The sequence below is a fragment of the Pseudomonas sp. AN-B15 genome, assembly GCF_019056475.1.
Lineage (GTDB): Bacteria > Pseudomonadota > Gammaproteobacteria > Pseudomonadales > Pseudomonadaceae > Aquipseudomonas > Aquipseudomonas parakoreensis.
On the sequence record NZ_CP049737.1, the window covers coordinates 2,983,420 to 3,007,596 of the forward strand.

General features: G+C 59.3%; 22 protein-coding genes. 16 read left to right on the forward strand and 6 right to left on the reverse strand.

Annotated features, from left to right (window positions below):
• Nucleotides 1-183 precede the first annotated feature (183 nt).
• The 3 genes from GTQ41_RS13375 to GTQ41_RS13385 all read right to left on the reverse strand — a co-directional run bounded on the left by GTQ41_RS13375 (nucleotide 184) and on the right by GTQ41_RS13385 (nucleotide 4,023).
• Nucleotides 184-1,485, reverse strand: coding sequence for an FAD-binding oxidoreductase (locus GTQ41_RS13375; protein WP_047294381.1), 1,302 nt, complete (start codon nucleotides 1,483-1,485; stop codon nucleotides 184-186).
• On the reverse strand, nucleotides 1,482-2,570 hold the full coding sequence (locus GTQ41_RS13380) for a polyamine ABC transporter substrate-binding protein (protein ID WP_041063835.1): 1,089 nt from the start codon (nucleotides 2,568-2,570) through the stop codon (nucleotides 1,482-1,484). The genes GTQ41_RS13375 and GTQ41_RS13380 overlap by 4 nt, the downstream gene beginning before the upstream one ends.
• A gap of 94 nt (nucleotides 2,571-2,664) precedes the next feature.
• Nucleotides 2,665-4,023 (reverse strand): glutamine synthetase family protein, encoded by a 1,359-nt coding sequence (locus GTQ41_RS13385; RefSeq protein WP_041063837.1) that lies wholly within the window; start codon nucleotides 4,021-4,023, stop codon nucleotides 2,665-2,667.
• Nucleotides 4,024-4,184: 161 nt separating this feature from the next.
• Between GTQ41_RS13385 and GTQ41_RS13390 the strand changes: the two genes are divergently transcribed.
• From GTQ41_RS13390 to GTQ41_RS13400, 3 genes are all read left to right on the forward strand, one after another.
• Nucleotides 4,185-5,081 carry a helix-turn-helix domain-containing protein gene (locus GTQ41_RS13390; RefSeq protein ID WP_047294383.1) on the forward strand — a complete coding sequence of 299 codons (897 nt, stop codon included), beginning with the start codon at nucleotides 4,185-4,187 and terminating at the stop codon, nucleotides 5,079-5,081.
• 143 nt (nucleotides 5,082-5,224) lie between these two features.
• Nucleotides 5,225-5,740 (forward strand): cupin domain-containing protein, encoded by a 516-nt coding sequence (locus GTQ41_RS13395; RefSeq protein WP_041063917.1) that lies wholly within the window; start codon nucleotides 5,225-5,227, stop codon nucleotides 5,738-5,740.
• A 292-nt stretch (nucleotides 5,741-6,032) separates the two neighbouring features.
• Nucleotides 6,033-6,692 carry a carbonic anhydrase gene (locus GTQ41_RS13400; protein ID WP_047294386.1) on the forward strand — a complete coding sequence of 220 codons (660 nt, stop codon included), beginning with the start codon at nucleotides 6,033-6,035 and terminating at the stop codon, nucleotides 6,690-6,692.
• A gap of 72 nt (nucleotides 6,693-6,764) precedes the next feature.
• Here GTQ41_RS13400 and GTQ41_RS13405 read toward each other — a convergent pair whose 3' ends face one another.
• Together GTQ41_RS13405 and GTQ41_RS13410 are read right to left on the reverse strand one after the other, a co-directional pair.
• Nucleotides 6,765-7,478 carry an SDR family NAD(P)-dependent oxidoreductase gene (locus GTQ41_RS13405; protein ID WP_047294388.1) on the reverse strand — a complete coding sequence of 238 codons (714 nt, stop codon included), beginning with the start codon at nucleotides 7,476-7,478 and terminating at the stop codon, nucleotides 6,765-6,767.
• A gap of 46 nt (nucleotides 7,479-7,524) precedes the next feature.
• Nucleotides 7,525-7,737, reverse strand: coding sequence for a 4-oxalocrotonate tautomerase family protein (locus tag GTQ41_RS13410; protein WP_047294389.1), 213 nt, complete (start codon nucleotides 7,735-7,737; stop codon nucleotides 7,525-7,527).
• A 201-nt stretch (nucleotides 7,738-7,938) separates the two neighbouring features.
• On the opposite strand from GTQ41_RS13410, the gene GTQ41_RS13415 reads away from it, so the two are divergent.
• The 10 genes from GTQ41_RS13415 (at nucleotide 7,939) to GTQ41_RS13460 (ending at nucleotide 20,565) form a co-directional block, all read left to right on the forward strand.
• On the forward strand, nucleotides 7,939-8,862 hold the full coding sequence (locus GTQ41_RS13415) for a LysR family transcriptional regulator (RefSeq protein WP_047294685.1): 924 nt from the start codon (nucleotides 7,939-7,941) through the stop codon (nucleotides 8,860-8,862).
• 85 nt (nucleotides 8,863-8,947) lie between these two features.
• Complete coding sequence (locus tag GTQ41_RS13420) at nucleotides 8,948-10,057, forward strand: ArsO family NAD(P)H-dependent flavin-containing monooxygenase (RefSeq protein ID WP_047294391.1); 1,110 nt, start codon at nucleotides 8,948-8,950, stop codon at nucleotides 10,055-10,057.
• A gap of 41 nt (nucleotides 10,058-10,098) precedes the next feature.
• Nucleotides 10,099-10,533 carry a YeeE/YedE family protein gene (locus tag GTQ41_RS13425; RefSeq protein ID WP_047294401.1) on the forward strand — a complete coding sequence of 145 codons (435 nt, stop codon included), beginning with the start codon at nucleotides 10,099-10,101 and terminating at the stop codon, nucleotides 10,531-10,533.
• 2 nt (nucleotides 10,534-10,535) lie between these two features.
• Nucleotides 10,536-10,955: a DUF6691 family protein gene (locus GTQ41_RS13430; RefSeq protein ID WP_047294403.1), complete on the forward strand. Its 420-nt coding sequence runs from the start codon at nucleotides 10,536-10,538 to the stop codon at nucleotides 10,953-10,955.
• A 115-nt stretch (nucleotides 10,956-11,070) separates the two neighbouring features.
• Nucleotides 11,071-12,261 carry a sodium:proton antiporter gene (locus GTQ41_RS13435; protein ID WP_047294405.1) on the forward strand — a complete coding sequence of 397 codons (1,191 nt, stop codon included), beginning with the start codon at nucleotides 11,071-11,073 and terminating at the stop codon, nucleotides 12,259-12,261.
• 223 nt (nucleotides 12,262-12,484) lie between these two features.
• On the forward strand, nucleotides 12,485-13,570 hold the full coding sequence (locus GTQ41_RS13440; RefSeq protein WP_052912758.1) for an efflux RND transporter periplasmic adaptor subunit: 1,086 nt from the start codon (nucleotides 12,485-12,487) through the stop codon (nucleotides 13,568-13,570).
• Nucleotides 13,567-16,776, forward strand: coding sequence for an efflux RND transporter permease subunit (locus GTQ41_RS13445; RefSeq protein WP_047294407.1), 3,210 nt, complete (start codon nucleotides 13,567-13,569; stop codon nucleotides 16,774-16,776). Before GTQ41_RS13440 ends, GTQ41_RS13445 begins: the two co-directional genes overlap by 4 nt.
• The gene (locus tag GTQ41_RS13450) at nucleotides 16,777-18,204 is read left to right on the forward strand and encodes an efflux transporter outer membrane subunit (RefSeq protein ID WP_047294408.1); all 1,428 of its coding nucleotides are present in this window, start codon (nucleotides 16,777-16,779) and stop codon (nucleotides 18,202-18,204) included.
• A 67-nt stretch (nucleotides 18,205-18,271) separates the two neighbouring features.
• On the forward strand, nucleotides 18,272-19,642 hold the full coding sequence (gene potE / locus GTQ41_RS13455; RefSeq protein ID WP_047294409.1) for a putrescine-ornithine antiporter: 1,371 nt from the start codon (nucleotides 18,272-18,274) through the stop codon (nucleotides 19,640-19,642).
• Between the two features lie 17 nt (nucleotides 19,643-19,659).
• Nucleotides 19,660-20,565 carry an amino acid ABC transporter substrate-binding protein gene (locus GTQ41_RS13460; protein ID WP_047294411.1) on the forward strand — a complete coding sequence of 302 codons (906 nt, stop codon included), beginning with the start codon at nucleotides 19,660-19,662 and terminating at the stop codon, nucleotides 20,563-20,565.
• A 44-nt stretch (nucleotides 20,566-20,609) separates the two neighbouring features.
• Here the strand turns inward: GTQ41_RS13460 and GTQ41_RS13465 are convergent, their stop codons facing one another.
• Nucleotides 20,610-21,203 carry a TetR/AcrR family transcriptional regulator gene (locus GTQ41_RS13465; RefSeq protein ID WP_047294691.1) on the reverse strand — a complete coding sequence of 198 codons (594 nt, stop codon included), beginning with the start codon at nucleotides 21,201-21,203 and terminating at the stop codon, nucleotides 20,610-20,612.
• Nucleotides 21,204-21,399: 196 nt separating this feature from the next.
• Here GTQ41_RS13465 and GTQ41_RS13470 point away from each other — a divergent pair, with 196 nt between their 5' ends.
• From GTQ41_RS13470 to folE, 3 genes are all read left to right on the forward strand, one after another.
• Entirely contained in the window at nucleotides 21,400-22,077 is a 678-nt protein-coding gene (locus GTQ41_RS13470) for a type 1 glutamine amidotransferase domain-containing protein (RefSeq protein ID WP_217325519.1), read from the forward strand.
• A gap of 95 nt (nucleotides 22,078-22,172) precedes the next feature.
• Nucleotides 22,173-23,297 carry an alkene reductase gene (locus tag GTQ41_RS13475; RefSeq protein WP_047294415.1) on the forward strand — a complete coding sequence of 375 codons (1,125 nt, stop codon included), beginning with the start codon at nucleotides 22,173-22,175 and terminating at the stop codon, nucleotides 23,295-23,297.
• 238 nt (nucleotides 23,298-23,535) lie between these two features.
• Nucleotides 23,536-24,096 carry a GTP cyclohydrolase I FolE gene (gene folE, locus GTQ41_RS13480; protein ID WP_047294417.1) on the forward strand — a complete coding sequence of 187 codons (561 nt, stop codon included), beginning with the start codon at nucleotides 23,536-23,538 and terminating at the stop codon, nucleotides 24,094-24,096.
• Nucleotides 24,097-24,177 lie beyond the last annotated feature (81 nt).

Genomic DNA, 24,177 nt, shown 5'->3' on the forward strand with positions numbered 1-24,177 from the left:
CCTCCTCGGTTTTGTGGATGCTGAGCGTCAGGAACGCAAAAGCACTTCATCAATATAGAAGTGCTTGGCGATAGAGCAAATTCACGAGTTGATGGTTACGTGTAGGAGCTGCCGCAGGCTGCGATCTCTTGATTTTAAAGATCAAAAAATCGCAGCCTGCGGCAGCTCCTACAGGGGGAGTGTTCAGCCTAAGATTTCGCGCAGGCGATACCAGAACATGCCCAGTGCCAACAGCGGTGAACGCAAGGCCGGGCCGCCGGGGAAGGTCATGTGCGGTACCGCGCTGAACACGTCCATGCCCTGACTGTGGCCGGCGTGAATCGCTTCGCCCAGCAGCTTGGCGCACCAGTGCGTGACATTCAGACCGTGACCGGAATAACCCTGAGCGTAGAACACGTTCGGCTGTTGCTTGAGCCGCCCGACCTGCGGAAAACGGTTGGCGGTAATGCCAATCTTGCCGCCCCATTGATAGTCGATGCGCACGTCCGCCAGTTGCGGGAAGACCTTGAGCATTTTCGGGCGCATGTAGGCGGCAATGTCCGCCGGATCGCGACCGGAATAGTGACAGGCGCCGCCAAACAGCAGGCGTCGATCCGCCGAAAGCCGGTAATAGTCGAGGCCGACTTTCTGGTCGCACAGCGCAAGGTTGAGCGGGATCAGTTGCGTGGCGCGTGCTTCGGACAGCGGCTCGGTGGCGATGATGTAACTGCCGGCGGGCAGTACCTTGCCGCTGAGTTGCTGCTCGAGTTCATCCAGATGCGCGTTGCAACCGAGCACCAGACTGCCGGCGCGGACGCTGCCGGTGGCGCAGCGCACTTCAACCGTTTCGCCGTGGATGATCTGCTGGACCGGGCTCTGCTCGAAAATGCGTACACCGAGGGACGCCGCCAGACGCGCTTCGCCCTGCACCAGATCCAGCGGGTGCAGATGGCCGGAGCCCATGTCGATCAGACCGCCAGCATAGACATCGGCGTTGACCACTTGCTGGCGGATTTGCTCGGGGCCGACCAGTCGGGTCTCATGGCGGTAGCCAAGTTCGACGAGGCTGACTTGCTCCTCCTTGAACGCCGCGAACTGCGCGGGGGTGTTGGCCAGTTCGCAGAAGCCCCAGCGCAGGTCACACTCGATGGCGTGCTCGGTGATGCGCTGGCGCACCAGTTCCACGGAGTCGATACCGGCGCGTTGCAGATAACGCACGCCGTCGTTGCCGACGTAACGGGCAAAGCCTTCGACTTCGTGACCGATGCCGCGAATCAACTGGCCGCCGTTGCGTCCGCTGGCGCCCCAGCCGATGCGCCTTGCTTCGATCAACACCACCGACAGCCCGCGCTGCGCCAGTTCAATCGCGGTATTGACGCCGGTGAAGCCGCCGCCGATCACGCAGACATCGGCGCTGAGGTCAGCGTCGAGTGCCGGCCAGGGTGTGCTGGCCCGGGCTGAAGCCGCGTAATAGGAGCGGGCGTGTTCTTGCGTGTACTGATTCATTTGTTCGACTTCACTTTGCTCCAGGACCGGGTCATCAGACGCATGATCGACTGGGGCGGGGTAGAGGAGATGTAGAGCTTGTCCAGCACTGCCTGGGACGGGTACACCTCGGGATTGTTCACCAGCGCCTGGTCCATGTACTGCTTGGCGGCCGGGTTCGGGTTGGCGTAACCGACCGAAGCGCTGACCTTGGCAATCACTTGCGGATCAAGCAGGTAATTGATGAAGGCGTGGGCCTCCTTGGTGTTGCTGGCGTCGGCCGGGATCGCCAGCAAGTCGAACCACAGGTTGGCGCCTTCTTTCGGAATCGCATAGGCGATGTTCACCCCGTTCTTGGCTTCTTTGGCGCGGTTGGCCGCCTGGAACACGTCGCCGGAGTAACCAAAGGCTACGCAGATGTCGCCATTGGCCAGATCGGAAACGTATTTCGAGGAGTGGAAATAGGTGATGTAGGGGCGGATGCTCAGCAGTTTGGCTTCGGCTTTTTTATAGTCTTCCGGGTTTTCGCTGCGTGGGTCCATGCCCATGTAGTTGAGGATCGCCGGGAACACTTCGTCCGCCGAGTCCATCATCGACACGCCACACTGGGTGAGTTTCTTCAGGTTCTCCGGCTCGAACAGCACGGCCCAGGAATCGATGTGATCGATGCCAAGCACTGCCTTGACCTTGTCGACGTTGTAGCCGATGCCGTTGGTGCCCCACAGGTACGGCACCGAGTGCTGGTTGCCCGGGTCGTTCTTTTCGAGCAATTCGAGCAATTTCGGGTCGAGATTCTTCCAGTTCGGTAGCTGCTCGCGATCCAGTTTGAGGAACGCGCCGGCTTTTACCTGACGGGCGAGAAAGTGGTTGGACGGCACCACCACGTCGTAGCCGGTGCGACCGGCGAGGAGTTTGCCTTCCAGGGTTTCGTTGGAGTCGAACACGTCGTAGATCACCTTGATCCCGGTCTTGGCCTGGAAGTCGGCGAGGGTGGTTTCACCGATGTAGTCGGTCCAGTTGTAGACGCTGACCTGGGGCTGGGCCAGGGCTGCGGTGCTGCACAACAGCGCCAGTGCGGCGGGAACCATGGATTTCAATAGACGCATATCGACACCTCTTGGAGTTATTGGAGTTTTTCGGGTGAGCACGGCCCCTTGTGGGAGCTGGCAAGTTAGCTCCCACAGGGTTTGTGTGTGTTGCTCAGACGCTCAGCAGCAGGAACTCGCGCTCCCAGGAGCTGATCACGCGCTTGAAGTTTTCATGCTCGGCGCGTTTGACCGCGACGTAGCCGCGCACAAACTTGTTGCCAAGGTATCGGGCAACGGTGTCGCACTCTTCCATTTGCGTCAGCGCGTCTTCGATGGTGATCGGCAGGCGCAGGTTGCGGCGTTCGTAGGCGCGGCCTTCGACGGCGGCACTCGGCTCGATGCCTTCGACCATGCCGATGTAGCCACACAACAGGCTCGCGGCAATCGCCAGATACGGGTTGGCGTCGGCGCCCGGCAGGCGGTTTTCCACGCGCATGGCTTCCGGCCCGGAGGTCGGTACACGCAAACCGACGGTGCGGTTTTCTTCGCCCCACTCGACGTTGACCGGTGCCGAGGTGTCCGGCAGGAAGCGGCGGAACGAGTTGACGTTGGGCGCAAACATCGGCAGTACTTTAGGAATGTACTTTTGCAGGCCGCCGATGTGATGGCGGAACAAGTCGCTCATCTTGCCGTCGGCATCAGCGAAAATCGGCTTGCCCGTGGCGATTTCCACCACGCTCTGGTGCAGGTGCATGGCACTGCCAGGTTCGTCGCCAATCGGTTTGGCCATGAACGTCGCAGTGACGTTGTGCTTGAGCGCCGCCTCCCGCAGGGTGCGTTTGAACACGGTGATCTGATCGGCCAGATCCAGGGCGTCGCCGTGACGGAAGTTGATTTCCATCTGCGCCGGGCCGTCTTCGTGGATCAGCGTGTCCAGATCCAAACCTTGCAGCTCGCACCAGTCGTAGACGTCTTCGAACAATGGATCGAACTCGTTGGCGGCGTCGATGGAGAATGACTGCCGACCGCTTTCGGCACGGCCCGAACGACCCAGTGGTGCCTTGAGTGGCAGGTCCGGATCTTCGCAGCGCTGGGTCAGGTAGAACTCCATTTCCGGTGCAACGATTGGCTTCCAGCCCTTGTCGGTGTAAAGCTGCAGGACTTTTTTCAGCACGTTGCGCGGCGACAGTTCGATCGGGTTGCCGAACTTGTCGAAGGTGTCGTGGATGACGATGGCGGTCGGCTCGATGGCCCATGGAATCACATACACGGCATCGCTCACCGGTTTGCAGACCATGTCGATGTCGGCCGGGTCGAGCAGGTCGTAGTAGATGTCGTCGTCGACAAAATCCCCGGTTACCGTTTGCAGCAGCACACTTTCCGGCAGGCGCATGCCTCGCTCATGCAGGAACTTGTTGGTCGGTGCAATCTTGCCGCGGGCAATGCCGGTCAGGTCGCTGACCACACATTCAACTTCGGTAATCTTGTGATCTTTCAGCCATGTGAACAGCTGATCGAAAGGGGCATTCATAAAGACCTCGTTATTGGTTTTATAGACGCCGGGGAGGGCGGGTTTCATCTTCCGCCCCTTCCCCTGTGGCGCGTTGACGACTATCTTGGGCGTGCCTTGCCGTTCCATCTATCCACTTTAAGCAGCACCAAAGCGCACCAAAAGAGTGCGCAAGGTCTCCCATGACAACGTGTAATCCGCTTCAGGTTCAGGCGTTCAATACCGCTGATGTCACCGAACAAATCCGCGCCACACCGGGTTGGGTCCAGCATTACCAGCAGATGTCGCCCGGGCATTTCGCCGGGCAGATTCGCTATCTGGATCTGGAAGGTGTGCAGGTCTACGAAGAACAGATGAACACCCGCGTCGAGCAGGCATTCAGTGCGCCATCGGGTGCCTTGGCGTTCTGTTTTGATCGCAGTGACAACGCGCTGTACCTGCTTAACGAAGACAGCCGCAACATTTGGATCACCCCGGAGAACTACCAGGAAATCGCCGTGGTGTTCGGCCCGCAATTCGTCCGTGAACACGGTCTGGATGTGGCGAAACTCGAGGGATTGTTCATGGCGCCGCTTAACTGCGGGCAGAACGCCTTGTTCAGTCGCTGGTTAAGCTCAACGCTCACGAAGTTGTCGCAAGCTGTTGATCCGTTTGATAAAAACTCATTGACGCAGCAGCTGCTCGAAGACTGTCTGTTCATTCTCGACAACGCTCACACCCGACTTGATCGAGGCGGTTTGCAGCGTCGTACTGAAGAACGGACGATCATGAAGCGAGTAGGGGAATGGGCGGCAGATTCGCCAGAAGAGACTGTTAATCTGCTTGAGCTTTCGAAGGTGGCAGGGGTCCCGTTGCGTCAATTACAGCAGGCGTTCAAGGCCTACACCGGTATGACCCCGAGCCACTGGCTGCGCCTACGCCGGCTTAACAGTGCACACCGCGAATTACTCAATCGCCGGCCCACGGAAACCACCGTGGCCGAAGTGGCGATGAACTGGTCGTTTTGGCATCTGGGGCGGTTTTCCAACAGTTATCGGGCGCTGTTCCAAGAGCTGCCGAGCGAGACGCTGAAGCGCTAGCGAGTGTCCCTGACGTGGGTTTGCGTTAGATCGTTGAAGTGGAGGGAATTGTCTTCGATATTCGTCGAAATACAGTTAACTCCACTAAATAGCCGTTTAGTAGAGCTATCAGCCTATCTGCCTTTCAATCAATGGAGCAGGCCATGAATCGAGGGAAAACAGAGATCGTGGACGTGATTGCTGCACTGGATCTGCAGCCTCATGTTGAAGGCGGCTATTTTCGCAGGACTTTTCAAACAGATCATCGTGCCATGCTGCAAACCACCCGTGGCCCACGTTACTTGGTGACTTCGATCTATTACTTGCTGACTGAAGATTCGCCGGTGGGCCAGTTTCATTTCAACCAATCGGACATCCTGCATTTCTACCATCTGGGCGATCCCATCGAGTACAGCATGATCTCAGGTGACGGCTCGCTTCAAACATTGGTATTGGGTAGCGACATTCTGGCGGGACAGCTTTTGCAAATGCACGTACCTGGTGGCATCTGGAAAGCATCGCGACTGCTTGAGGGTGAACACGGCTTTGGTTTGATCAGCGAAACCGTGTCGCCAGGATTTGATTTCGCGGATATGGAGATGGGTGACAGACGCAGACTGACTGCGCAATTTCCACAGCACCGGATATTGATAGAAAAGCTGACGCGGGATGCTGATTGATGCTCACAAATTTCAGGCCATACCGAGGTTTTGGAAAATGCGGCTTCAGGTGAGCCTCTGGATTGAATGTGGCGTGCAACCGGGCTGATTCGGAAACATCTTGTTACGTGTAATGTATATTATGTTAAACGAGGTGTTACGTTACGTCCCTCCTGCACCAATGCCCACAGGCTGCAGACATCAAGTCAAGTACAGCTAACACGCGCAACGTTTGCGATAATACCGGTCACCGCGGCGCGACAGCACATTGAGTGCTTGTGCCCCCATCTGTTAATCGGGTTTGGAGAACTTCATGCGTGACATCATTGACGGCTTTCTGCGCTTTCAGCGCGAGGTTTATCCTCAGCGTATCGAGCTGTTCAAGCAGCTCGCGACGGCACAAAATCCCAAGGCGCTGTTTGTCACCTGCTCGGACAGTCGTGTTGTGCCGGAACTCCTTACGCAGCGTGAACCGGGCGAACTGTTCGTGATTCGTAACGCCGGCAATATTGTGCCGTCTTACGGCCCCGAGCCCGGCGGCGTTTCGGCCACTGTCGAATATGCGGTCGCTGTGCTCGGCGTCCAGGACATCGTGATCTGCGGCCATTCGGACTGCGGCGCGATGGGCGCGATTTCGCGCTGCACTTGTCTGGATCATCTGCCAGCGGTCGCTAACTGGCTCCGTCACGCGGACGCCGCGAAAGCGATCAATGCGGCGCATGAGTTCGATACGCCCGGCGCCAAGCTCGATGGCCTTGTGCGTGAAAACGTGATCGCGCAACTGGCGAATCTGCGTACGCATCCCTCAGTGGCCCTCGCGCTCGAGCAAGGACGGCTGAATCTGCACGGCTGGGTTTACGACATCGAAGCCGGATGCATCGATGCACTTGATGGCGCGACACGGCAATTCGTCCCACTTGCGGATTCGCCGAGCACCGTCGCGATCGCTGCTCGCAACGCCCCTCAAATGTGATGGGAGAAGCCGCCGATGGCGGCTTCTTGCTTCAGATTGCCGGTCGCCTGGTTAGCCAGGCCGCCGTCTCCATCAGTGGCCGGCGCTTTGGCCACCATCGACGTGCAGGATTTCGCCCGTGACGAAGTGGGCGCTGTCCAGATACAACACCGCTGCGACGATGTCTTGCACGTCGCCCATGTGGCCGACCGGATGCAGGCGGCCCAATGCGGCGTGGCTTTCCTCGCCATGCATCGGGGTCTTGATGATGCCCGGCGAGACCGCGTTAACGCGGATGCCGCGCTTGGCGTACTCGATCGCCAGGGATTTGGTCGCGGCGTTCATCCCACCTTTGGTCAGCGACGCCAGCACCGATGGCACGCCCTCGATGGCGTGATCGACCAACGATGTGGTGATGCTGACCACATGACCGCCCTCGCCTTGCTTCTCCATCTGGGCAATCGCCTGCTGCGACATATGGAAGAAGCTGCCCATGTTGGTCGCCACCGTATTTAAATACTCTTCGCGGGTATAGGCCGTGAACGGCTTGGCGAGGAAGATCCCAGCGTTGTTCACCAACGTGTCGATGCGGCCAAAACGCGCTACGCCTTCGCGGATGATTTTCTCGGACGTCGCCGGATCGGCAATGTCACCGGCGACAGTCAGGATGTCCGGATCCGATGACGGCTGGATGGAGCGCGAAGTCGCCACTACTTGATAACCGAGTTTACGAAAACCCTCGACGATGCCCGCGCCCAGCCCCTGGGATGCGCCAGTGACCACAACGACTTTTTTTGAATGGCTCATGATAATGCCTCGATAGTTGAAAAAAGCGGTTTCAGGTGCCTCAGCATTACCTGGGCTTCACTAGCGACTGGCGGTACTCGGTTGTGGTTACCCCTGCGTAGCCCCAATTATCGGTATCGACTTCCTCGATCACGATGTGCGTCAGGTGCGGGTCCTTGTTGAGCACCGTCTGCATGGTTCGGGTGATCTCGGCGATCACCTGTGCTTTTTGTTCTTTGGTTACGCCGTCGCGGGTGATACGAACGTTGATGAAAGGCACGGAAAAGTCTCCAGTTCGCGTCTCATCGGCATGACGAGACGGCAAGTGGAATGAACTCTATAAGCTGGCCTTGAATGGATAAATGCGCGCTCGGTTACTTCATTTATGACGCCGTGTAATGAATAAAAACCGCGGTCCTCGCCACTGTGTCATCGACATCGGTATGCTTTGGGCACTTCGCGAATACTCGGTGTGATGAATATGAAGCGTCATTTTGATGACCTGCAGCTAGGAAGCATCGAGCTATTTTGCCTGGCCTCGGAAACGGGCAGTTTTACGGCAGCCGCGCAGGTAGCCGGTGTGACGCCTGCGGCAGTAAGCCGCTCGATTTTGCGTCTTGAAGAGCGTCTGGGGTCACGTCTTTTCGTCAGAACCACACGCAGCATCCGGATGACTGAACCCGGCCGGGTGTTCTATGAACAATGCCGACAGGCCCTGACGCAACTGGTGGAAGCACAGCAAGAAGTCATGGGCGCTCAATCGACGCCTTCAGGGCGGCTGCGCATCAGTCTTCCGACCACGTATGGGCATCATCGGATCCTGCCGCTTCTGCCGAAATTTCGGGCGCTTTATCCAGACGTCAGCGTGGATATCCATTTGGGTAACCGAAATATCGACTTTGTGGCGGAGGGCTACGATCTGGCGATTCGGGTCCGGGCTCAACCGGACTCGACCCTGATCGCCCGCTTGCTGGAGGACGCACAACTGGTCGTGGTCGCGACACCTGAATACCTGACCAAGGCCGGCACGCCAACGACACTGGATGACCTTGTCACTCACGAGTGCATTCAATTTGAACTGCCCAGCAGCGGTCGTCGCATCTCATGGCTGTTCGAGGTCGACGGCAAACATCGCGAGATCTTCACAGAGGGCCGCTATTGCTGCTCGGACGATGTGCTGGGCGGCGTCACCCTGGCCAAACACAGCGCTGGGCTGTTCCAGACTTACCGATTCATTGTCGAGAACGAATTGGCCGATGGGCGCCTCGTCGAGGTACTCCAGCCCTACAATGGGCGCTCCCGGCCTTACACCCTGCTCTACCCTCATGGCCGCTACGTTCCTCAGCGGGTCCGGGCTTTCGTCGATTTTCTGCTGCAGCATCGAACCGATTGGGCGGCGATCTAGATACCGCCATTTGAGGATCATCAACAAACGCCCGATTCGGATGCGCTAATCTGGCCTGACTTGCGCTGCCTCAAGGACTCTCCCAATGCCTGCCAACTGTACCGAAGTGGATGTCGCGATTATTGGCGGCGGTCAGTCCGCACTCGCCGTGGCTTACTTCCTGCGTCGCACCGGGCGCTCGTTTGTGATCATTGATGCCGAAGCCGCACCGGGTGGTGCGTGGCGGCATGGCTGGGATTCCCTGCGATTGTTTTCACCTTCGACCTGGAGCTCCATCGCCGGCTGGATGATGCCGCCGGTCACCGACGGCTATCCCAGTCGTGACAACGTGATCGATTACCTGCGCCAGTATGAGCAACGCTATCAGTTCCCTGTCGAACGGCCTTATTGGGTCGATGCTGTTGAGCGCCAGGGCGATCGACTTCAGGTCAAAGCCCAGGGCCGTTGCTGGCTGGCCCGCGCAGTGGTCAGTGCGACCGGCACCTGGCGTCATCCTTACCTGCCACATTACCCCGGCAGTGAAACCTTTACCGGCCAGCATTTGCATTCGGCCCATTACGTCAATGCGAAGCCTTTTGCGGGGAAAAAAGTCCTGGTGGTGGGCGGTGGCAACTCCGGTGCACAGATCCTCGCTGAGGTCTCAAAAGTGGCCGACGCCACCTGGGTTACTCCGCAGCCGCCAGAATTTCTCGCCGATGACGTCGATGGCCGCGTGCTGTTCGAGCGCGCCACCGAGCGCTGGAAAGCCCAGCTCGCCGGGACCGTCATTGAACAACCGGTCGGAGGCCTGGGCGATATCGTGATGGTCCCGCCAGTCGTCGAGGCTCGGGAGCGTGGCGTGCTCCATGCGGTTCGGCCGTTCCTGCGCTTCACCGAAACCGGGGTGACGTGGGCCGATGGCTCGCAAACGCCGGTCGACGTAGTGATCTGGTGCACCGGCTTCCGCCCTGCCCTCGGTTATCTGGCATCACTGGGGGTGTGTACCGCCGATGGACGTGTGGTCGTTGAAGGTACGCGTTCGATCAAGGAGCCGCGCTTATGGCTGGTGGGGTATGGCGACTGGACAGGTGCCGCTTCCGCGACACTGATCGGCGTCACCCGAACGGCGCGAAGTACCGTTGAGGAGATCGAGCGGTTTTTAATGACGCAAAACACGCCGGCCAGCGAATCAACAGTTCCAAGGCACGCGCGGTGATGTTTGGCTTTTAATCGGCACTTCTGTGCAGGAGCTACAAAATGAGCATTGACTGGCTTAACTTTACGCCTTGGACTTCGTTGGGCGGAGGGGCCTTGATAGGCCTGGCGGTCGGGGTATTCGTGCTCGCCAATGGTCGCATCGCCGGCATCAGTGGCTTGATTGGCAGCGTGATGCAATTTGGCAGTGAGGGCTGGAGCGAGAAGGCACTGTTTCTTCTTGGCCTGATGCTCGCGCCACTGTTGTGGGGAGTGTTTGCCGTACTGCCGCAGATCGAGATCAAGGCAGAATGGCCGACGCTGATGATTGCGGGACTGTTCGTCGGCGTGGGCACCCGTTACGGCTCTGGCTGCACAAGTGGTCATGGGGTTTGCGGGATCTCTCGACTGTCCGCACGATCCATCACGGCAACGATGTGCTTTATGCTCGCCGGTTTTGCAACGGTGTACGTCATTCGTCATGTCGTGGGGGCTTGAAAATGATCAAGCTGAGCGCTTTTTTCGCAGGACTGATTTTCGGCCTTGGGCTGCTCCTGGCAGGCATGGCGAACCCCGCCAAGGTACTGGCTTTCCTGGATGTGGCCGGGGCCTGGGATCCGTCACTTGCACTGGTGATGGGAGGCGCCATCGCCGTGGCGGTCATCCCGTTGAATTGGGCGCGTAACAACAAGCAATCCTTGCTGGGGGCCCCCATGCAGTTACCGGTAAAACGGGAGCTGGATGCCCGTCTGATTGGCGGCAGCCTGCTGTTCGGCATCGGTTGGGGGATGGCGGGAATCTGCCCTGGGCCAGCCGTCGCTATTCTGCTTACCGGGCACGGGCAGATCATCGTATTCGTGTTGGCCATGCTGGCCGGCATGTACCTGTTCTCTCTATTGGAACGTCGACGCAGGAGCTGATCAGGTACTTGATTGGGGAATCCTCACATCCATTGATTTTTATCAGAAGACGCTACGAGCAATGAATTAAACCTGCCTTATCCCTTCGCTCTGATCCCGGACAGGCAGGTGATCGATGTATCAGAACCTGGCACTGCTTGCCGCTTTCCTGCTGGTCTATAGCCTGTTTGCCGGACGTTTCGAGTCGCGCCTGCTCAATGGGCCTCTGATGTTCATGCTCGCCGGGCTGATTCTTGGCCCGGCATTCCTGGGCCTGCTGCTGCCCCGGATCGACAAGGACGGCCTCCGGATCCTGGCCGAACTGACCTTGGCAATTGTGCTCTTCAGCGATGCCGCCAACGCTGATCTCAAGGTGCTGAAAGCCCACGAAGGATTACCGCTACGCTTGTTGTTGATCGGGCTGCCGTTGACCATGCTCGGTGGCTGGCTGGTCGGCATCTGGCTGTTTCCGCAGATTCCCTCGATCGAACTGGCCATCTTGGCGACTCTTTTGGCGCCCACGGATGCGGCACTGGGCAAGGCTGTCGTGAGCAATCCGAAGGTGGCGGCATCCGTGCGTGAAGGATTGAACGTGGAGAGCGGGCTCAATGACGGCATCTGCGTGCCGGTGCTGTTGATGTTCCTGGCCCTGTTGATCGAAGAACAGGCGCGGTCGCCCGTCTCGCTGGCGGTGGAGCTGGTTGCCGAGGAGCTTGGCATTGGCGCGCTCGTCGGCGTAGCCCTGACGTTGATCGCCTGGTTGTTGCAGCGTTACGCCGGGAAACGCCATTGGCAAACCCCCATGTGGTCACAGCTGACGCTACCGGGACTGGCGCTGGTTTGCTTTGCCACCGCGCAAGCATCGGGCGGTAGCGGGTTTATCGCGGCATTCGTTGGCGGCCTGCTCGCCAGCTATCTGTTTGCTCAACAAAAGCATGATCTGCTCAAGGCCAGTGAAGAGTTCGCCAGCCTGCTTTCCGTCATTACCTGGGTGGTGTTTGGCGCGCAGGTAATCCCTTGGGCCTGGAGCAGTTTCACGCTGAATATCTGGTTGTATGCAGTGCTCAGCCTCACCGTGGTTCGCGTACTGCCTGTGCTCATCAGTCTGGCAGGGACCGACTTCGATTTCGAAACCCGACTGTTCATCGGCTGGTTCGGTCCGCGCGGCCTGGCAAGTATTGTCTTCGCCGTGATGATTCTGGACTACCCTCTGCAAGTCGGTCGTACGTTGGTGGCTGTAGCGGCCTGTACCGTTTTACTGAGTGTGCTGCTCCATGGTTTGAGTGCCAACCCATGGGTCTCGCGGCTGGCAAATCGTGTTCTTTGATAATTGTCAGAAATGCCACTGAATGCCGGTGCTAGCGTTGTGACCAACAAATGGCTAAGCGTCTGTCCGAGAAACCTTCACGGAGCAGAATATGGGCAGGAACATGAGTGTTGGCAGGCAACTCGGCTTGCCCGTCGCCATTATCGTCGGCAGCCTGAGCCTGCTCGCCGGCTGCGGCAAAGAACCCCCGACCCTCGCCCGCCAAGCGCCTGATGTCACGATCATGACGGTCACCGCACGCACGACACCGGTGACCTTCGAATTCGTTGCGCAAACCCAAAGCTCCCGCGAAGTGGAGATCCGCGCCCGGGTTGCCGGGTTCCTGGAAAAGCGGCTGTACACCGAAGGCGACCTGGTAAAAACCGGGCAGACGCTGTTTCAGATGGACCGCAAGCCCTTTGAAGCTTCGTTGCTCTCGGCCCAGGGGCAACTGGCTCAACAGCAGGCACGCTGGGAGGTGGCCAAAGCCACCCTCGCCCGGGTCCGGCCGCTGGCGGCGCAGAATGCTGTCAGCAAAATGGACCTGGACAATGCCGTCGGCGATGAGCGTCAGACCAGAGCCGCCGTGCTGGCCGCCGAAGGGTCGGTGCGAACCGAACAGCTGAACCTCAGCTACACCACCATCGCCTCCCCGCTTACCGGTCTTTCAAGCTTTGCCAAAAAGCAGGAAGGCAGTTACGTCACACCCGGTGAGTCCGGACTGCTGACCACCGTCTCGCAGATGGACCCGATTTACGTCAACTTCAGTCTTTCGGAAAACGAGACGCTCAAGTTCCGCGAAGAGATTGCTTCCGGGCACCTCATATTCCCGCTGCGCAGTGAATTTGTCGTGGAAGTGGTATTGGCCGACGGCTCGGTGTTGCCCGAACAGGGGCGACTGAATTTTGCCGCGCCCTCCTACAGCCAGGACACCGGCACCTTTCTCGTCCGCGCCGTGGTCGCCAATCCCAATGGCCAATTACGACCCGGCCAGTTCGTAAGGGCGCGGGCCATCGGCGCTACCAGGCCGAACGCCATCGTCGTACCGCAAAAGGCCGTTCTGGAGGGGGCCAAGAGCCACTTCGTGTGGGTGATCAATGCTGCGGGCAAGCCTGAGCAACGGGTGGTCGAAGTGGGTGACTGGCACGGCGATGACTGGTTCATTACCCAAGGGTTGCAGGCCGGTGAACGGATCGTGGTCGACGGCGCGATCAGAGTCACGCCCGGAGGGCCGCTGAACATCATTGCCCCTCCTGCCCCGCCAGCAAGCCAGACGCCGACAAAACCGATGGCTGCCAGCACGCAGCAAGACACCGGGCACAGCCCATGAGTATTTCCCACTACTGCATTGATCGCCCCATTTTCGCTTCGGTGATCTCAATCATCATCACCCCGGCCGGCGCGGTGGCCATGGCCAAATTGCCGGTGGCCCAGTACCCGGATATTACCCCGCCGCAAATTACCGTTTCGGCAACCTACCCCGGCGCCGATGCTCAGGTGGTGGCCAATAACGTGGCAGCGCCGATCGAGCAACAGGTCAACGGCGCCGACAACATGATCTACATGAACTTGTCGAGCTCGGCGACGGGGAACATGACCCTCAACGTGTTCTTCGAGATTGGCACCGACCCGTCCCTTGCCCAGGTCGATGTGCAAAACCGCGTCAATCTGGCCTTGCCGCAACTGCCCTCCGCCGTCCAGAGCCAGGGCATCCAGGTACAGAAAAAATCTTCCGCGTTCATGATGGTGCTCGCCGTGTATTCCGCCGGCGAACGCTATGACAGCACCTACGTCGCCAACTACGCGAATCTCTACATTCTGGATGCAATCAAGCGCATTCCGGGGGCCAACCAGGCGAGCATTTTCGGCACGCCGGACTACGCCATGCGGATCTGGCTCAAACCCGATCGCATGGCGCAACTGGGCATTACCGCCGCTGACGTACAGACAGCGGTCGCCAACCAGAACCAGCAATTCGCCGTCGGCCGTGTCGGGCAATCGCCGACCGGCCAGGCCGTGGAGCAATCGTTCGCTGTGACCACCAAGGGCCGCCTGACGGAGCCTGCGGAATTCGAGAACATCATCTTGCGCGCCAGCAACGACGGCGCGGCCATCGTCCGCCTGAAGGATGTAGGGCGCGCCGAACTCGGGCAGAAGGACTATTCGCTGCGCAGCACCTATCAGGGACGTCCCGCCACGCTGATTGCGGTGTATCAGCAACCGGGGGCAAACGCCCTCGATGTCTCGGCAGCGGTGACGTCGACCCTGGCACAAATGAAAACGACATTTCCCGAAGGGATCGAATACAAGATCGTGATGGACACGACCGCGTTCACCCGCGCGTCGATTTCCGAGGTGATTCACACCTTTTTCGAAGCACTGGTGCTGGTGGTCGTGGTGGTGTTCATCTTTCTGCAGAGTCTGCGCGCCACGCTGATCCCGGTACTCGCCGTACCGGTGTCGATTGTCGGCACCTTTATCGGCATGTCCGCCCTGGGGTTTTCGGTCAACATGCTGACGCTGTTCGGCATGGTGCTGGCGATCGGCATCGTTGTCGATGACGCGATCGTGGTGATTGAAAACGTCGAACGCAATATGCACGTGCACAAGATGAACCCCAAGGACGCCGCCAAACGCGCCATGGATGAAGTGGCCGGGCCGGTGGTCGCGATCGTGCTGGTGTTGTGTGCAGTGTTCGTCCCGGTGGCCTTCATGGGGGGCATCACCGGGCAGCTCTACAAACAATTTGCGATCACCATCGCCATCTCCGTGGTGATCTCCGGTCTGGTGGCGTTGACGCTTTCACCGGCCCTGGCCGCCCTGCTGCTCAAACCTCACCAAGGCGAAAAAAACGCTTTTTTCCGCTGGTTCGAACGTAGCTTCGAACGCATGACCGAGGGCTATTCGCGTGCCGTGGCGTTCATGATCAAACGCTTTGTGCTGGCGTTGCTGCTGTTCGCCGGCATGATCGTTTTGATTGCGCTGATGGCGCAGCGCATTCCCAGCGCCTTCCTGCCACCGGAGGATCAGGGATATCTGCTGGGCGCGCTGATCATGCCCGATGCTGCCAGCCTGGATCGCACCGCTGAAGTGGGCAAGGTCGCCAGTGACTTCTTCATGCATGACGAGGCCGTCGAGGGTGTCGCTATCGTTAACGGCTACAGCCTGCTCGATGGCCAGAACAAGAACAATGCCGGTGCCTTTTTCGTCGGGTTCAAGGATTTCGAAGAGCGTTACAAGGACTCGCAAACCATCAAGGAACAGAGTGCTCCAGCGCTCATCCAGAAAGCGGCCCGGGCCTTTTCCACGGTACAGGGCGGCATCATTTTGCCGGTCAATCCGCCATCCATACCGGGCCTCGGTACCACGGGCGGCATGGAGGTTTGGGTTCAAAGCAAGGGCGACGCCAGCGTCGGGCAACTGGCCGAGATGGTCGGCATGCTTGTCGCAAAAGCCAGGCAGCGTCCGGAACTCGGCGCCATTACCTCGACCTTCAATGTGTTTTCCCGGCAATTGCTGGTCGATGTCGACCGCGAAAAGGCCGAGACGCTAGGGGTGCCGGTGGAAGACGTGTACAGCACCATGCAAACCATGTTCGGCTCTCTGTATGTGTCTCAATTCAACAAGTTCAGCCGTCTGTGGCAGGTGATTCTGCAGGCTGAACCGAGCTACCGACTCAAGGCTGAAGACTTGCAGCAGATTTATGTACGCAGCAAGAACCTGGGGATGGTGCCGCTCAAAGCGCTGCTGACCACCCGCTACGTCACCGGCCCCGACCTGCTGACGCGCTTCAACAACTTCCCGGCAGTCAAGCTCACCGCCAACGCCGCGCCCGGCTACAGCTCCGGTCAGGCACTCAAGGCGCTGGAAGAGATCAGCGCTGAAATCATGACCAATGACTATGCCTTGGCCCTGAGTGGCGAGGCCTTCGAGGAGAAAAAAAGCGGGGGCGCCTCCTCTCAGGTATTCATCTTCGGCCTGGTCATGGTGTTCCTGATCCTGGCCGCGCAGTACGAAAAATGGTCCTTGCCCGTCGGCGTATTGCTGGCGGTGCCCTTTGCGTTGTTCGGTGCCCTGCTCGCGGTACTGATTCGCGGGTTGAGCAACGATGTTTACTTCCAGATCGGCCTGACCATGCTGGTCGCCCTGGCCGCGAAGAATGCCATCCTGATTTTCGAATTTGCGGTACTGAACCGGGAAAGCGGCATGTCTGCCTACGATGCGGCAATGACCGCCGCCAGGGAGCGGCTGCGGCCTATCGTGATGACGTCCCTGGCGTTCATTCTGGGGTGTGTCCCATTGGCCATTGCCGTCGGCGCATCGGAAAACAGCCGACACTCGATCGGCACAGGTGTCATCGGCGGGATGTTGGCGGCAACAGTCATCGCCATTTTCTTCATCCCGCTGTTCTACTACCTGGTTGAACGCTTGACCGAGAAAAAAGGCGCGCCGCAACAGACCACCCCGCCGCCTTCACTCACATCGCCCGGAGAGATCCCCGGTGGCGCTCCCCTGCACAGACATGAGGGGGAATGAATGCGCACATGCCATTTGTCGTGGTTGATTTGTCTGGGGCTCAGCGGCTGCATGCTCGGCCCGGATTACCAGCGCCCGGCCACCGACACCCCGGCGGCCTATCGCTACGCAGAGCAAGAGGCCAACGACCTGTCCAACGCGTTGTGGTGGGAACAGTTCAACGATCCGGTGCTCAATGACTTGATCCGCAGCGCGCTGGCGCAAAACCAAGACATCAAGATCGCCGCCACCCGGGTCGAGGAGTTTCAGGGCCGTTACGGTGTGGAGCGTTCGCAGCTGTTTCCGCAAATCGGCGCCGCCGCGCAAGGCAGTCGTTCCCGCGCGCCACGCGACAATGGCCCGGTACCGCTGGACTCCAGCGTCGACCCGATTTACCAGAATTATCAGGCCACCCTGAGTGTGAGCTGGGAGCTTGACGTCTGGGGGCGCTTGCGGCGACTCAATGAGTCGGCGCGGGCTGACTTGCTGGCCTCGGAAGAAGGTCGGCGGACGGTGATACTCAGTCTGGTCTCGTCGGTGGCATCGAGTTACATCGCCCTGCGCGAACTTGACCGCCAGCTGGAAATCGCCCGCACCACGGCCAAGGCCCGTGGCGACTCCTACGAAATCTTCAAACTGCGTTTCGGTGCCGGGACCATTTCTGAAATGGAATTGGCGCAAAACCTTTCGGAATTCCAGCGCACCCAGGCGTCCGTTGCGCAATTCGAGTCACTGGTGGCGCAACAGGAAAACAATCTGGCTGTGCTGCTTGGACGCAATCCGGGGCCGATCATCAGAGGCCGTGAGCTGACACAACTGTCGCTGCCATTGGTGCCCGCCGGGTTGCCTTCGGACTTGCTTGAGCGTCGCCCCGATCTGCGGCAAGCCGAGTTGAATCTGGTTTCCGCCAACGCCCGAATCGGTGCGGCCAAGGCGCTGTATTTCCCGACGATATCCCTGACCGGATTGTTGGGCTCGGTCAGTAACCAACTGTCCAACCTGTTCACCGGGCCGGCCGCCACCTGGTCTTACGGGGTCGCCGCCAGCATGCCGCTCTTCACCGCTGGCGGGATCGCCGGCCAGGTGCAACAGGCCGAGGCCGTTCAAAAACAAACCTTGCTGGCTTACCAACAGTCGATCCAGTCAGCCTTCAGGGATGTTGAAAACGCCCTGGTTGCCGCGAGCAAATCCCGCGAGCAAATGACTTCTCAAGGCAATCAGGTCGAAGCCTTGCGCACCTACACCCGGTTTGCCCGGCTGCGTTACGACAACGGCTATACCAGCTACATAGAAGTGCTGGATGCCGAGCGCAGTCTGTTCGATGCCGAGCTGACCTACACCCGGACCCGGGGTTCGGTGTTCACCGCCATGATCGATGTTTACAAGGCCACAGGCGGAGGCTGGATAAGCAAGGCAGACACGTTGACCTCAACCGTCGGCGAACATTGACCATGACCACGCTGCAGTGCGTTCAAGGGCTGGGCGCGGATGCACTTCGCCGACCGAGGGGGTTTCGATGACCGACACCAACAAGAAAATGAGCCTGACGGGACTCACCACTTTGGTGACCGTCAACATGATGGGCTCGGGCATCATCATGTTGCCGACCAGCATGGCGCAACTCGGGGCGGTCTCGTTGTTGTCATGGATCGTCACCGCTGTCGGTTCCATGGCCATTGCATATTGTTTTTCCCAGTGCGGCATCTTCTGTCTACGCTCGGGCGGGTTATCCGCCTACACCGAAGAGGCGCACGCAAAGTCGGGATTTTTCCTCTGCTCGTATCTGTATTTCCTGTCACTGGCCATCGCCAACGTGGCGGTGGCGATCTCCGCAGTCGGATACATGACGTCGTTCATGCCTTGGCTGGGAAGCGGCGCCATTCCTTTGTTCATCGGAACGGTCGGCTTGCTCTGGATAACCACCGTGGCAAATTTTGGCGGCCCCGGCGTTACCGGCAAGATCGGTGCGATTACGGTCTGGGGCGTGATCATTCCGGTCGCCGGCTTGAGCCTTATCGGATGGTTCTGGTTCAAACCCGATCTGCTGATCGCCGCCTGGAACCCTTACCACCTGCCCATTTCCGAAGCGATCAGCAAAGCAATTCCGCTGACACTCTGGGCCTTTCTCGGCATGGAATCGGCCGCGCAGGCCTCTGACGCGGTGGAAAATCCCACGCGTACGGTGCCGCTGGCCTGCCTGTTCGGCACCCTGGGAGCGGCGGTTGTCTACGTGCTCTCGACGACCGTCATTCAGGGGATCATTCCCAATGCCGAGCTGGCTAATTCGTCCGCGCCGTTCGCGCTGGTTTATGCGCACATGTTCAACCCGACGGTCGGCCACATCATCATGGCGTTGGCAGTGATGGCATGCGTGGGCTCGCTGTTGGGCTGGCAGTTCACCCTGGCACAAACCGCCAAGATGACGGCTGACCAGGGCATGTTTCCCAAACTGTTCTGCAAGGTCAGCGCCCGCAATGCCCCCATCGTCGGGATGCTGGTCTGCGGCGTGCTGCAGACCTTGATGGCGCTGTCGACCATTTCGCCAAACGCCAGTGCGCAGTTCGGCAAACTGGTCAGCCTCGCCGCCGTGACCAACCTGATTCCCTATGTAACGGCGGCCACCGGGCTGCTGGTCATGATGTACAAAGCCAAGGTCAGTGCCAGCGTGTACACCCGCAATACCTTGCTGTTGGTGGTGGCCGTGGCGTACTCGCTCTACGCGTTGTATGCCTGCGGCAAAGATGCGGTGTTCGGCGGCATTCTGGTTCTGGTGTTCGGCTACCTGCTCTACGGCTTCCTCGCCAAACGTTTTGTCGACGTGCCTGTGCCGGTTCCCCCCGGGCCGACAATCCTTGACCGTCGTCTTCGTGACGGCTCAGACAGCTGAATTCGAGGAACCCGCACATGAACGTAAAACTGAGCAAATCCAAACCGCTGCTACTCGTCTGCCTACTGACGCTATTGCCGGTCATGGCCCACGGCAGCACGCTTGAGCGCATCCGCACGAGCCACACGTTCACCCTCGGTTACTTGCCGGACTTCGCGCCGTTCAGCGAACAGGTCGCCGATAAAGCCAGCGGATATGCCATCGATCTCTGTTTGAAAATAGCCGAAAAGGTCAAGAGCGAACTGGCGTTGCCCGCGCTGAAGATCGCCTACCAGCCTGTGTCCCTCAACGACGAAATCAATGCCGTCAATTCCGGGAAGATCGACATTCTCTGTACGCCGACCCCTCCGACACTGGCGCGGCGCTCTCAGGTCAGCTACTCGGTGCCGGTCTACACCGCCGGTCTTTCGGCCGTGGTGCGCGAGGACGCCTCCCAGCCTTTGCTTAATGTGCTCAATGGCAAGGTGGCCCATACCGGGCCAACGTGGCGTGCCACCGCGAACCTTGGGCTGTCCAATCAAACCTATGCTGCCATCGCCGGCGGTGTGACCGAGGCGTGGATACACCAGCAGATGCGTTTGCTCGGCGTGGTAGCCACGCTGGTCACGGTGGAGAACGCCGATGCAGGCCTCAAACAGGTTGCCGATGGCAAAGCCAGTGCGTTCTTTGCTGAGCGCATGGTGCTCAAGCATCTGCTGAACAGGAATTACACCGTAGGTCACTTGGTGCTGCTGGAGCGGATTTTCGAGTACGCGCCAACGGCCATGGCGCTGGATCGAAACGACGAAGATTTCCGTCTGCTGGTCGACACTGCGCTGAGTGAGATGTACCGCGCCGGCGACATCGAGCAGGCGTACGACAACTACCTGGATGGCGCCGGCGACGCGGCGAAGAAGCTGTTCAAGATCTACGCACTACCTTGAGAGCCAGGCCACAACGATCGGGGACGCTCAACAGTACGCGCGCTTCAGTTTAAGGGCCGCTGCAAAAGCCGCTTCGTCATCACCATCGAGGTCTGCAATGACTGCCCGGTGCGCTGCAGCTTGTTCAGCAGACTGGCGCCCAACCAGAGCTGGTAAAGGGTTTCTGCCAACTGGCGAGCATCAGCATCCGGCACACTTTTATCCAGCTGCCCTTCTTCCAGGCACGTCGTGATCCGCGCAACGATGCGCTCGGCGCCGTCACGCAAGGTGAGGCGCATCGACTCGGACAGGTCGGCGACTTCCGCGCTCAACTTGACCACCAGGCATTCATCGCCATGACCTTCCAGGGTGCAGCGGTTCTGCCAGCCCCGCCAGTAATCCATCAGCCGCTCATAGGCACTGAGCCCCGGCAGTGTCAGGCGTCGCTCCATGTCCGCCAGGTAGCCGACGAAGTAATCCTCCAGCAATGCCTGGCCGTAGAGTTCCTTGGATTTGAAGTAGTGATAGAACGAGCCCTTGGGCACACCGGCGGTCTGCAGGATCTCGCTCAGGCCAACGCTGGTGAAGCCCTTTTCGGCCATCATGCGGTGGCCGGTGTCGAGCAGGTGTTGGCGGGTATCGTCGTAGGTCGGTTTCATGGGGCGCAAAATACCAAACATTAGACCAGTCGTATATTTCTGATGAGCAGGAGTTTGCCACAGTGATCACGCGGAAACACGGCCGTAAAAATCTACTAGACGACCGGTCTAATATGAATCTATGCTGTGCCCGTCATTTCTTCCAAGGTGTCGCAGACGAACCCGTCGAGGACACCCGACCACCACAGGGCGCTCTATGAAAATCTTGATGGTTCTGACTTCCCACGATCAGCTTGGCAACACCGGCAAGAAAACCGGCTTCTGGCTCGAAGAGTTCGCGGCCCCCTACTACGCCTTCAAGGATGCCGGTGCACAGATCACCCTGGTATCGCCGGCTGGCGGCCAGCCGCCGCTTGATCCGAAAAGCGATGAGCCCGATGCGCAAACCGCTGAAACCGAGCGCTTCCGCCAGGACCCTGCTGCCCAGCAGGCACAGGCCAACACCGGGCGCCTGGCGGATGTCAGCGCTGAGGATTTCGATGCTGTGTTCTACCCGGGTGGCCATGGCCCGCTGTGGGATCTGGCCGAGGACAAACACTCGATCGCACTGATCGAAGCCTTCGACCGCAGCAACAAACCCCACGGTTTCGTCTGCCATGCGCCGGGCGTGCTGCGCCACGTCACGGCTGCCGATGGCAAATCGTTGATTCAAGGCCGAGACGTCACCGGTTTCACCAACGCTGAAGAAGCCGCTGTGGGCCTGACGGATGTTGTGCCGTTCCTGATTGAGGACGAATTCCAGCGTCTTGGCGGGCGCTACGCCAAAGTGGCTGACTGGCAGGTTCACGTGGTGACCGATGGCCAACTGGTGACCGGTCAAAACCCTGCCAGCTCGGCAGCCGTTGCTGAAAAGCTGTTGAAGCTGTTGGCCTGAGCCACCGAGCCTCCCAGACACCGTGCGCATCACGCACGGTGTTTTTTTGCCGCATTACTAGTCGACTGGTCTAATAAGGCCAAAACAGGAATTCCATGAAAAACAGCCCTTTCTTCACGCCTTTCACCCTGGGCCAGCACACCCTGAAAAACCGCATCGTCCTGCCGCCCCTCACCCGCCAGCGCAGCACGCAACCGGGCAATGTCGCCAACGCATTGATGGCCGAGTATTACCAGCAACGCGCCGGCGCCGGTCTGCTGGTCACCGAAGGCACGCAGATCGAGCCTCGCGGTCAGGGCTACGCCTGGACCCCCGGCATTCATACGCCGGAACAAATTGCCGGATGGCGCACAGTCACCGAAGCGGTTCATGCCCGGAACGGCGTGATATTCGCCCAGCTGTGGCACGTCGGACGTGTGTCCCACACCGCCTTGCAACCCGACGGCGCGGCCCCGGTATCCGCTTCTGCCATCGCGACTGAACGGGTCAGCGTGTTCATTGAAACCACGCCGGGCGCTGGAGAGCTGGTCAAGCCATCCGCACCGCGAGCGCTGAGCACCGATGAAGTCCAGGCACTGGTTCAGCTTTATATTCAGGCGGCGCGCAATGCGATGGATGCCGGTTTTGACGGGATCGAACTGCACTGTGCCAACGGCTATCTGGTGAACCAGTTCATTTCTGCGCACAGCAATGTGCGCACCGATCAATACGGTGGCTCGCTGCACAATCGCCTGCGTTTTCTGCGCGAAGTGGTGTCGGGTGTCGCCGAGTGCATCGGCAAGGAAAAAGTCGGCGTGCGGTTCGCGCCGCTGTTCACCACCACCGATGAAGCGCGCACTTATCTGGGCATGGTCGAGGAAGACCCGCACACCACTTACATCGAAGCGATCAAGGTGCTTGAGGACGTGGGGATTGCCTACCTGTCCATCGCCGAGGCGGACTGGGACGCCGCGCCCGCGATGCCGCAAACGTTCCGCCGCGCAGTGCGCGACACCTTCAGCGGCGCCATCATCTACGCCGGGCGCTACAACGCTGAATCCGGCGCGCAATTGCTCGAATCGGGGCTGGCGGACCTGGTGGCGTTCGGTCGGCCGTTCATGGCCAACCCGGACCTGCCGGCGCGCATCGCCAATGACTGGCCGCTCAACCCGCTGAACCCCGCCACGGTCTACGGCGGCAATGCCGAAGGCTATGTGGATTACCCGACCTACAGCGAATAATTCCGCGAATTCGCCTAGCGCTCCCACTGCCCGGGAGCGCTTTCCCCTCTGCGCCAAACGCGCAACCTCGCACGCTGCGATGTGAGGTGTTCGCATCTGCATAAAAAAGATTGCCGATTCATTGTCAGGCGGATTTTTTCAGCCTATCTTGAGTAAAACCTATACAAAGAACTTAATTGCGTACAACTCTTGCGCTACGGATTGGCCCTCACGCACAGCACTGCTGCGAGTCCCCTGAATGAACCCACTACTAGCCAGCCATTACCGTGAAATTCTCGTCGGCGTCGGAGAAAACCCCGAGCGTGAAGGTCTGCTCGACACGCCCAAACGTGCGGCCAAAGCGATGCAGTATCTGTGCAACGGCTACACGATGAGCCTGGAAGACGTCACCAACGGCGCACTGTTCGAATCGCAAAGCGATGAGATGGTCATCGTCAGTGACATCGAGCTCTATTCCTTGTGTGAGCACCACATGCTGCCTTTCATCGGCAAGGCGCACGTGGCGTACATCCCCACCGGCAGAGTGCTCGGGCTGTCGAAAGTAGCGCGCGTGGTGGACATGTTCGCCCGGCGCCTGCAGATCCAGGAAAACCTCACCCGGCAAATTGCCGAGGCCATCCAGCAGATCACCGATGCCGCTGGCGTGGCCGTGGTCATCGAGGCCAGGCACATGTGCATGATGATGCGCGGCGTTGAAAAGCAGAATTCGATCATGACTTCCTCGGTGATGCTCGGCGCGTTTCGTGACAGCACCACCACGCGTCAGGAGTTCCTGCAACTGATCGGGCGGCGAAGTTGATGTTCGACCCTCGATGGGTGCGATAAACCTGTACAGCGAAAGTGGGCTGTATAAGCACGATCTTTCCAATTTCACCCACCT